Annotated in this window: 8 protein-coding genes; 6 read left to right on the forward strand and 2 right to left on the reverse strand. The window is 72.2% G+C overall.

All coding sequences use genetic code 11. The annotated features are described in order from the left end of the window. Positions 1 to 119: 119 nt before the first annotated feature. The 4 genes from ABZ806_RS36960 (at position 120) to ABZ806_RS36975 (ending at position 5,676) form a co-directional block, all read left to right on the forward strand. On the forward strand, positions 120 to 737 hold the full coding sequence (locus ABZ806_RS36960) for a TetR/AcrR family transcriptional regulator (protein ID WP_500222847.1): 618 nt from the start codon (positions 120 to 122) through the stop codon (positions 735 to 737). A 134-nt stretch (positions 738 to 871) separates the two neighbouring features. Beyond that, a complete protein-coding gene (locus tag ABZ806_RS36965; RefSeq protein WP_500222849.1) occupies positions 872 to 3,298 on the forward strand; it encodes a helicase-associated domain-containing protein in 2,427 nt (808 codons plus the stop codon). A gap of 126 nt (positions 3,299 to 3,424) precedes the next feature. Then, positions 3,425 to 3,829 (forward strand): hypothetical protein, encoded by a 405-nt coding sequence (locus tag ABZ806_RS36970; RefSeq protein WP_500222851.1) that lies wholly within the window; start codon positions 3,425 to 3,427, stop codon positions 3,827 to 3,829. Between the two features lie 194 nt (positions 3,830 to 4,023). Continuing rightward, positions 4,024 to 5,676, forward strand: coding sequence for a DNA repair helicase XPB (locus ABZ806_RS36975; RefSeq protein WP_500222863.1), 1,653 nt, complete (start codon positions 4,024 to 4,026; stop codon positions 5,674 to 5,676). Positions 5,677 to 5,747: 71 nt separating this feature from the next. Here the strand turns inward: ABZ806_RS36975 and ABZ806_RS36980 are convergent, their stop codons facing one another. Next, positions 5,748 to 6,317, reverse strand: coding sequence for a TetR/AcrR family transcriptional regulator (locus ABZ806_RS36980; protein WP_500222853.1), 570 nt, complete (start codon positions 6,315 to 6,317; stop codon positions 5,748 to 5,750). 72 nt (positions 6,318 to 6,389) lie between these two features. Between ABZ806_RS36980 and ABZ806_RS36985 the strand changes: the two genes are divergently transcribed. Then, positions 6,390 to 6,887, forward strand: coding sequence for an FBP domain-containing protein (locus tag ABZ806_RS36985; protein WP_500222855.1), 498 nt, complete (start codon positions 6,390 to 6,392; stop codon positions 6,885 to 6,887). A 67-nt stretch (positions 6,888 to 6,954) separates the two neighbouring features. Here the strand turns inward: ABZ806_RS36985 and ABZ806_RS36990 are convergent, their stop codons facing one another. Beyond that, positions 6,955 to 8,229 carry an MFS transporter gene (locus tag ABZ806_RS36990; RefSeq protein WP_500222857.1) on the reverse strand — a complete coding sequence of 425 codons (1,275 nt, stop codon included), beginning with the start codon at positions 8,227 to 8,229 and terminating at the stop codon, positions 6,955 to 6,957. A gap of 128 nt (positions 8,230 to 8,357) precedes the next feature. Between ABZ806_RS36990 and ABZ806_RS36995 the strand changes: the two genes are divergently transcribed. After that, positions 8,358 to 9,335: a LysR family transcriptional regulator gene (locus tag ABZ806_RS36995; RefSeq protein WP_500222859.1), complete on the forward strand. Its 978-nt coding sequence runs from the start codon at positions 8,358 to 8,360 to the stop codon at positions 9,333 to 9,335. Positions 9,336 to 9,437 lie beyond the last annotated feature (102 nt).

Below are 9,437 nucleotides of genomic sequence, written 5' to 3' on the forward strand. Positions count from 1 at the left end.
CCGCGCCGGACCGGGGCGCGGGACCGGGGCGCGCCGCATCCGAATCCGGACGGGCGGCGCGGAGGCGGCGGCCCGCGGCCTCAACATGCCTTAGTGTTCTTCCGGAGGAATTCATCACCATGACGCCATCCACGCGCGATCGCATCGTGTCCGAGTCGCTCCGGCTGTTCGCCGACCGGGGCTACGCGGCCACGTCGGTCGCCGAGATCGAGGCCGCGGCGGGCCTGTCCCCCGGTGCGGGCGGCCTCTACCGGCACTTCCGGTCCAAGGAGGAGGTCCTCGCCTCCGCCATCCGCGAGCACATCGAGCGGACCCGCCGGCAGATCAGCGACGTCCTCAGCAACGCCACCGTCTACGAGGACCGCCCGCTGGAACTCCGGCTGCGCATGACGTGCCAGGCCGGACTCGCCAAGATGCGCGAGGAGCAGGACCTCATCAGGGTGCTGTTCCGCGACCTCGACCAGTTCCCGAACCTCGTCGCGGAGATGCGCGAGGGCATCGTCAACCCGCTGTACGACGGGATCTCGACCTGGCTGTCGGAGCAGCCCGAGTTCGAGGGCTCCGGCGAGGACTGGCCCGCGATCGCCTCCATCCTCGGCGGCGCGGTGGTGAACTACTGGCTGGCGAACGAGTCGATGTACGAACCGCCGACCCGCATCGACGAGAAGCGGTTCGTGGAGAGCTGGGCGCGGCTCGGTCTCGGGCTGGTGCACCTGGAGCGGACGGCCGCCACCTGACCCGCGGCACCTGACCTGCGGCATCCGACCTGCGGCAGCGCGGCCCCCCGCCGGCTTCGGGCACGTCCCGCGGGCTCCTAACCTGGAGTCCCGCGTCATCGCGGCGTGCACGCGACATAAGGTTGGGGAACGGCATGGAAACGTACGCGGACTGGCTGCGCGGGCGAGGCGACGATGAGCTTCGCGCGCTGCTGTCCGCGCGTCCGGAACTGCTCGCGCCCGTCCCCGCCGACCTGACCGCGCTCGCCGCCCGCGCCGCGACGCCCGCCGCGGTGTCCCGCGCGCTCGACCGGCTGGACCGCTTCACGCTCGCCGTCCTCGAATCCCTCCTCGTCCTGGCCGCGCCGGTCCCGCCCGCGCAGCCCTCAGAGGTGCCCCGCTCGCCCGTGCCGCCGCGGCCCGCACCGACGGCCGGGGCGCTCGCGGCCGGGCTCGGCGCGACGCCCGCGCAGGTCGAGCGGGCGCTCGGCACGCTGTGCCGCTACGGGCTCGCCTGGGGCGACGGGGCACTCGTCGCGGCGCCCGGAGTCCGGCAGGCGGTGCCGCATCCGGCCGGGCTCGGCCCGCCCGTCCAGGAGGTCTTCGCGACCTACCCCGCCGAGCGGCTCACCGACCTGGTCACCGACCTGGCCGGCGCGGCGCCGCGCGGTTTCGCCGACTCCGCGCGCCTCCTGCGCCGGCTCGCCGAACTGCTGGCGGACCCGGCCGCGCTCATCGAGGACGCCGGGCCCGAGGCGAAGGCCGCCCTCGACCAGCTGGCCTGGGGGCCGCCCGTCGGACGGGTCGCCGACGCGCGCCGCCCCGTCCGCCTCGACACCGCCACCACCCCGATCGAACGCCTCCTCGCCCGCGGCCTGCTCGCCGCCGAGGACGACCGCACGGTCACCCTGCCGCGCGAGGTCGCGCTGCACCTGCGCGCCGGCCGCCTCGTCCGGGACGTCCCCGCCGAACCGCCGCCGCTGCCGTCCCGGCCGGGCGCGCCGCGCCCCGAGGACATCGTGGTCCGCGCCGCGGCGGGCGAGGCGGCGGCCGCCGTCCGGCTCATCGAGGAGCTCCTCGAACGCTGGGGCCTCGACCCGCCGCCCGTCCTGCGCAGCGGCGGCCTCGCCGTCCGCGACCTGCGCGGCGCCGCGTCCCTGCTGGACGTCCCGGAGTGGAAGGCGGCGCTGCTCGTCGAGATCGCCTACGCCGCCGGGCTGCTCACCCGCAGCGGCGACCTCGACGGCGAATGGCTGCCCACCCCCGCCTACGACCTATGGCTGATGCGCGACACCGCCGGCCGCTGGACGGAGCTGGCGCGCGGCTGGCTGAAGTCCGACCGCGCCGCCGGGCTGGCCGGCGGCCGCGACGACCGGGACCGGCTGATCAACGCGCTCAGCGAGGCGATGGTGCGCTCCAGCGCCCCCGCCACCCGCCGCGAGATCCTGGACGTCCTCGCCGCCGCCGCCCGCGGCGAACTCGTCGACGAGGACGCGCTGCGCGCCCGGCTCGGCTGGCTGCGGCCCCGCCGCGGCGGCCCGACCCGGGAGCGGCTGCTCGGCTGGACGCTGCGCGAGGCCGCCGCGCTCGGCTTCACCGGGTTCGGGGAGATCGTCCCGTTCGCCCGCGACCTGCTCGCCGGCGACGACCCCGAACCGGCGCTGGAGAAGTACCTGCCGGAGCCCGTCGACGAGATCCTCATCCAGGCCGACCTGACCGCGGTCGCGCCCGGCCCACTCGTCACCGACCTCGCCCGCGAACTCGCGCTCACCGCCGACGTCGAGTCCACCGGCGGCGCCACCGTCTACCGGTTCACGCCCGAGTCGGTCCGCCGCGCCCTGGACGCCGGACGGTCCGCCGCCGACATCACCGACCTGCTGACCCGGCACTCCGCGACCCCGCTGCCGCAGCCGCTCAGCTACCTCATCGACGACGTCGCCCGGCGGCACGGGCATCTGCGCGTCGGCGCCCTGTCGTCCTACGTCCGCACCGACTCCGCCGCGACGCTGGACGAGATCCTCGCGGACCGGCGCGCCGAGCCGCTGCGGCTGCACCGGCTCGCGCCGACCGTCCTCGCGTCCGGGCTGCAGCGCGCCGACCTGCTGGACGCGCTGCGCGCCATGGGCTTCGCCCCGGTCGCCGAGGCGCCCGGCGGCGGCGTCATCGTGACCCGGCCGGACGCGCAGCGCGCCGACCCGCCGCCGACCGCCGAGATCGTCCGGCTCCGGCCGGGGTCCCGCACCGACAACTCGATGGTCTCCGCGGCGGTGCGGGCGCTGCGGGCCGGCGACGAGGCGGCCCGGCACGGCGCCGAGCACGCCCGGCAGGCCCCGGCCGGGGAACCGCCCCGCTCACCCGCGATGGCCACCATCGAGCTGCTCCGCGCCGCCGTCGACCGCGGCGGGCGCGTCTGGATCGGCTACCTCGACCAGCAGGGCCAGGCGTCCAGCCGCATCGTGGAGCCCGTCCGCGTCGAGGGCGGCTTCCTCACCGGCTACGACGCCACCCGCGCCGCCGTGCACCGGTTCGCGCTCCACCGCATCACCGGCGTCTCCGAACTGGACGGCGACACCGCCACTTAGCACCCATGGAACGTCCGTGAGCACGGGCGTGATCCGCAGGTGTGATCTTCGGGTGCGATGGAACCCGCGGCGCCGCCGGGAGGTCCTACTCTTGAGGTCCCATCGGTGAGTGGAGGAGGCCCGCCCGTGAGCGGATACGGCGGCAACCCGCCCGGCTGGCAGGACCCCTACGGGTCGCAGCAGGGCTGGGGAGGATCACCGTATCCCGGCGCCCCGCAACCGCCCGGCTACGCCTACGGGCCGCCGGGCGTGCCCGTCCGGCAGGCGAGCAGCGGGGCCACCACCGCCTGCCTGGTCTGCAACATCGCCAGCGTGCTGCTGTGCTGCGGCATCCTCGGCATCCCGGGCGCGATCGTGTCCGCGCTCGCGATGGGCCGCGTCCACACCGATCCGGAGTCGGCCCGCAAGCTGACGATCGCGGGCTGGATCCTGTTCGCCCTGTCGATCATCAGCGGGATCGTCCTCGCGGTCATCTACGTCGTCGTCATGCTCCAGGCCGACTCCGGCTACGACTCCGGGTCCGGCATCTAACTCCGCATTGGGCTCGACCAGAAGACCCGGGCGCCGGGAAGACCGGGGCGCTCGGGAAGAGTGGAGCCGCCGACGCCGTTGAAGGATGCGTTCCCGTTCGGATCGCACGACGCGCCGCCCTGCCTGGGGTAGCGTGCGGCGACGGGTGTCCGGACGTGGCATCGATCATCCGCATCGCGACGGGGGCTTCTGCTTTGACCGACGGTCCGCTCATCGTCCAATCCGACAAGACCCTGCTGCTGGAGGTCGACCACGAGCTGGCCGGCGCCTGCCGCAAGGAGATCGCCCCGTTCGCCGAACTGGAACGGGCGCCCGAACACGTCCACACCTACCGGGTCACGCCGCTCGCGCTGTGGAACGCCCGCGCCGCCGGGCACGACGCCGAGCAGGTCGTCGACACGCTGATCAGGTTCTCCCGCTACCCCGTCCCGCACGCCCTGCTGGTGGACGTCGCCGACACGATGGCGCGGTACGGGCGGCTCCGGCTGGAGAAGGACGAGGTGCACGGGCTCGTCCTGTCGTCCTCCGACCGGTCGGTGCTGGAGGAGGTCCTGCGGGCCAAGAAGGTCAAGGGCATGATCGGGGACCGGGTCGGCGACGACGCGGTGGCCGTCCATCCGAGCGAGCGCGGCGCGCTGAAGCAGGCCCTGCTGAAGCTCGGCTGGCCCGCCGAGGACCTCGCCGGCTACGTGGACGGCGAGGCCCACGCGATCTCCCTCGTCCAGGACGGCTGGGAGCTGCGCTCCTACCAGGAGGACGCCACGTCGGCGTTCTGGCACGGCGGCTCCGGCGTCGTCGTCCTGCCCTGCGGCGCCGGCAAGACCATCGTCGGCGCCGCGGCCATGGCCCGCGCGCAGGCGACCACGCTGATCCTCGTCACCAACACCGTCTCGGCGCACCAGTGGAAGCAGGAGCTGCTGCGGCGCACGTCCCTCACCGAGGACGAGATCGGCGAGTACACCGGCACGAAGAAGGAGATCCGGCCCGTCACGATCGCCACCTACCAGATCATGACGACGCGGCGGAAGGGCGCCTACACGCACCTGGAGCTCTTCGACGCCCGCGACTGGGGCCTGGTCGTCTACGACGAGGTGCACCTGCTGCCCGCGCCGATCTTCCGGATGACCGCCGACCTGCAGGCGCGCCGCCGGCTCGGCCTCACCGCCACCCTCGTCCGGGAGGACGGCCGCGAAGGCGACGTGTTCTCGCTGATCGGGCCGAAGCGCTACGACGCGCCGTGGAAGGACATGGAGGCGCAGGGCTGGATCGCCCCGGCCGACTGCGTCGAGGTCCGCGTCACCCTCACCGACTCCGAGCGCCTCGCCTACGCGACCGCCGAGCCTGAGGAGCGCTACCGCTTCTGCGCCACCACCGACACCAAGACCAAGCTCATCAAGGCGCTGGTCGACCGGCACCGCGGCGAGCCGACGCTCGTCATCGGCCAGTACATCGACCAGCTGGACGAACTCGGCGCGCTGCTGGACGCCCCCGTCATCAAGGGCGAGACGCGTGTGCGCGAACGGGAGCGTCTGTTCGACGCGTTCCGCTCGGGCGAGATCGACGTCCTGGTCGTGTCGAAGGTGGCGAACTTCTCGATCGACCTGCCCGAGGCGTCCGTCGCCGTCCAGGTGTCGGGGGCCTACGGGTCGCGTCAGGAGGAGGCGCAGCGGCTGGGACGGCTGCTGCGGCCCAAGGCGTCCGGGGCCGGGGCCCGCTTCTACGCCGTCGTCGCCCGCGACACCCTCGACCAGGACTACGCCGCCCACCGGCAGCGGTTCCTGGCCGAGCAGGGCTACGCCTACCGGATCGTCGACGCCGACACCGTCCTGGCCGGCAAGGACTTCTAGTCACTCGGACGTCCAGGCGCTCGGACCTCTAGACACTCGGGCTTCTAGGCGCTCGGACATCCAGGCGCTCGTCAGGGCTTGGGCCAGTTCCTGAGGGCGCTGTCGAGGGCGTCCAGGGTCCGCTCCCAGGAGGCCTCCACGTCGCGCGGATGGTGCTGGAAGGCGCCCGCGGTCTCCAGGCTGACGTAGCCGTGGAACACGCTGCCCAGCATCCGCACGGCGTCGGTCTGGTCGGGTTCCGGCAGGTCGTAGGCGCGCAGGATCGCCCGCGTCATGTCCGCGTGCCGTCTGCCCGCGCTGGCGAGCGCCGTCTCCAGGTCCAGTTCCATGCGCGCGGCCGCGTACCGGCCGGGATGCCGCTTGGCATACCCCCGGTACGCGCCCGCGAAGGCCACCAGCGCGTCCTTGCCCGCGCGTCCGGCCACCGCGGCGGCGACCTCGTCGGCGAGTTCGGCCAGCGCGAGCAGCGCCACCCGCGTCTTCAGGTCGTGCGCGTTCTTGATGTGCGAGTACAGGCTCGCTTCCTTGACGCCGAACCGGCGGGCGAGCGCCGCGACGGTCACCTTGTCGAAGCCGACGTCGTCGGCCAGCTCCGCAGCCGCCCTGGTCAGGCGTTCGGCGGTCACTCCCGCGCGTGCCATGACACCCTTCCCGTTCGCCTACACTAATAAGGTATTTGCCTAAGCCTCTTAGGAAGATTAGCCTAGCAGCCCATGAAACCACTCACCGAACACGACGTCCGCACGTCCTTCATCAACTGTTCCAAGGGCGAGGCCAAGCGCCTCAACCTGCCCAAGGACTTCACCGACCTGCCCTGGGACGACCTCGACTTCCTCGGCTGGCAGGATCCGGGCGCGCCAGGACGGGCGTATCTCGTCGCCGAACGCGACGACCGCCTTGCCGGCGTCTCCCTGCGCGTCGCCTCCGGGGCGTCCCGGGGCTTCACCTCGCGCAGCATGTGCTCGCTGTGCCTGACCACACGCACCGGCGGCGGCGTGGCCCTGATGACCGCGCGCCGGACCGGCGAGGCCGGGCGTCAGGGCAACTCGGTCGGGCAGTACATGTGCACCGACCTCGACTGCTCCCTCTACGCCCGCGGCAAGAAGGAGTCCGTCGCGGGCAGCGGGCTCGAAGAATCCCTCAGCCTGGACGAGAAGGTCGCACGCGTCCTCACCAACCTGCACGCGTTCCTGGACAAGGTCACCCGCTGACCCACCTCCGCCTTCCCGCACCGCCTAGATAGGACCGGCCACCCGGGGAGCGGGGCGTCGCGTCGAGTCATGCGGCGGTGGCGTCCTCCACGGTGACGTCCTCCACGGTGACGTCCTTCGCGGGGCGGACGGGTTCGGGATCGTCCACCACGGGTGCCCGTTGGGGCAGCAGGAGTGGGGTGGCGAGCAGCAGAACGCCGGAGATGGTGATCGCGGCGAGCGGGCTGGTGAATGTGGCGAGGACGCCCCAGACCACCATGAGGCTCGCCTGCGAGAGCTTGCTGCTGACACTCCAGGCGCTGAGCACCCGGGCGGTATGGCTCGCCGGCGTCCGCTGCAGGCGTTCGGTGGCGTAGATCGGGTTGAAGACGCCCATGCAGGCGATCAGCAGGCCCTCGACGATCATCACGGTGACGAGCCCCGTGATACCGGGATGGACGAACGCGAGACCGAGCGGGAAGATCGACCGCAGCCAGCCGAAGACGATCATGATCCGGTGCCGGCCGTGACGCTCCACGAGGCGCGCGGACAGGCGAGCGCCCACGAAGCCGCCGACCGCCGGGACGCCGAAGGCCAGACCGTACTGCAACGCCGTGAAGTGGTACTCGCCAAGCAGGAGAACGGCCACGAGCGGGGCGGTGGCCATGATCAGGCCGCCGACCAGGATCGAGTTGAGGAACAGGCGCCGCAGTACGCGGTCGTCGAAGATGAAGCGCCAGCCGGCGAGCAGGTCGGCCCCGCCCAACCTGGTGGACGGGTCGCGGGGCGCCGCGACGTCGCCACCGCGGATGCGAAGGACCGCGAGCGCCGACAGCAGGTAGCTGAAGGCGTCGGCCAGGATGGTGACGACCGGGCCGACCAGCCCGATGAGCGCGCCGCCGAGAGGCGGCCCCACGGCGGTCGCCGCCCAGCTCGTCCCCTCGAACCTCCCGCTCGCGACGAGGAGGTGCTCGCTCCGGACGAGATACTTCAGGTACGCGCCGGACGCCGCGGTGAAGGCGATGCTCGCCGTTCCCGAGATGACCGCGACGACCAGCAGCTGGACGTAGGACAGCAGGCCGAGGAAGTACGCCGCCGGAATGCTCGCCATCGCGAGGAACCGGACCAGGTCCATCCCGATCATCACAGGGCGCTTGGCCCGGTGCTCGACCCACGGCCCGAGCGGGAGCGCGACGATCGCCGCGACGGCGAGTCCGGCGGCTTCGAGGAGCGAGACGGCGAACGCCGACGCGTGCAGCACCTGGACCGCGATGAGAGGGAACGCTCCGAACGCGAGCCACGTGCCGTACGTGCTGACGGCGTAAGCAGACCACAGCCAGCCGAAACCGGCCCCCAGTTTCATGCGCACATGACTCCCTCGCGACAACCCGCAGTTGGCCCCATGCAGGACAGCAGCGATGCCACTGGGCATTCAAACAACTGTGTCCCGGCGAGCCACAACGAACAGTTGTGCGCGCCTACGCTGGGTCGATGGACAGTGAAGCGGTGCGATCGTTCGTCCGGGCGGCCGAGCTCGGACAGTTGCAGCACGCGGCCGACGAACTGGGCGTGACCCAGCAGGCGGTTTCGAAGCGGATCGCCTCCCTCGAACGCGATCTGGAAGTGCGCCTATTCACCCGCACCGCCCGAGGCGTCGAGTTGACGCTCGACGGCCAGGCGTTCCTTCCGCATGCGCGGAGCATCGTCGCCGGTGTCGATCGTGCCGTCAGCGCGGTGAAGCCGGGCTCGCGGGCCCTTCGGATCGACGTTCTGGGCCTGCGCAGCGCGCAGGCCGTCCTTCTGCACGACTACTGGCGATCGCATCCCGGAACCGACCTCGACGTGGTGACCCTCAAGGTCGACGACCCTCACGTGGCGGCCGCCGCCGTGCAGGCAGGCGACGTCGACGCCTCATTCCGTACCGTCACCGATCCGGCCACACTGCCGCGGGACGTGCACATGGTCCATGCCTTCGACTCCCCGCTGGAGTTGCTCGTCGGCCCCCGGCACCTACTCGCCTCCGCAAGGACACTGACACCGGACCGGCTGCGCAAACTCCGGATCTGGGTGCCGGGCATCGTGCCGCGCAGTGAATGGGCGGAGTTCTACGACGAACTCGTCACCGCCTTCGACCTTCGCGTGGACGCGACGGGCCCGAACTTCGGCAACGAGGTACTCCTCGACATCCTCGCGGAATCCTCGGACGTCGCGACCCTCGTCGGGGCACGCGACCGGTACATATGGCCGGCCAACTACGACCTGCGCCGCATCCCGATCACGGACCCGACGCTCGCCTACCCGCTCTCACTCATGCTTCCGAAGACGAATCCCCATCCGGGACTTCGGGCGATCACCGACCACTTCGCGACCCTGACGCCGCTCCCCGGGACGGTCTGGCTTCCGTCCTGGGCGAGGACAGCAGGCCGCGCACGCCGCAGTACCGTCGATATCGCGGCCGCCGACCACTGAAATGAGAAAGGGCCCCGCCGTGTCGGCGGGGCCCTTCCTGCAATATATGTCCGGCGGCGTCCTACTCTCCCACACGGTCTCCCATGCAGTACCATCGGCGCT

Origin of the sequence: Spirillospora sp. NPDC047418 (assembly GCF_040643275.1) — a bacterium.
Classification (GTDB): domain Bacteria; phylum Actinomycetota; class Actinomycetes; order Streptosporangiales; family Streptosporangiaceae; genus Spirillospora.

What these genes read in the sequence shown, in the direction of transcription:
- ABZ806_RS36965 (WP_500222849.1), top strand. Translation starts at nt 872, where the DNA reads ATGGAAACGTACGCGGACTGGCTGCGCGGGCGAGGCGACGATGAGCTT.
- ABZ806_RS36960 (WP_500222847.1), top strand. Translation starts at nt 120, where the DNA reads ATGACGCCATCCACGCGCGATCGCATCGTGTCCGAGTCGCTCCGGCTG.
- ABZ806_RS36995 (WP_500222859.1), top strand. Translation starts at nt 8,358, where the DNA reads ATGGACAGTGAAGCGGTGCGATCGTTCGTCCGGGCGGCCGAGCTCGGA.
- ABZ806_RS36985 (WP_500222855.1), top strand. Translation starts at nt 6,390, where the DNA reads ATGAAACCACTCACCGAACACGACGTCCGCACGTCCTTCATCAACTGT.
- ABZ806_RS36980 (WP_500222853.1), bottom strand. Translation starts at nt 6,317, where the DNA reads ATGGCACGCGCGGGAGTGACCGCCGAACGCCTGACCAGGGCGGCTGCG.
- ABZ806_RS36990 (WP_500222857.1), bottom strand. Translation starts at nt 8,229, where the DNA reads ATGAAACTGGGGGCCGGTTTCGGCTGGCTGTGGTCTGCTTACGCCGTC.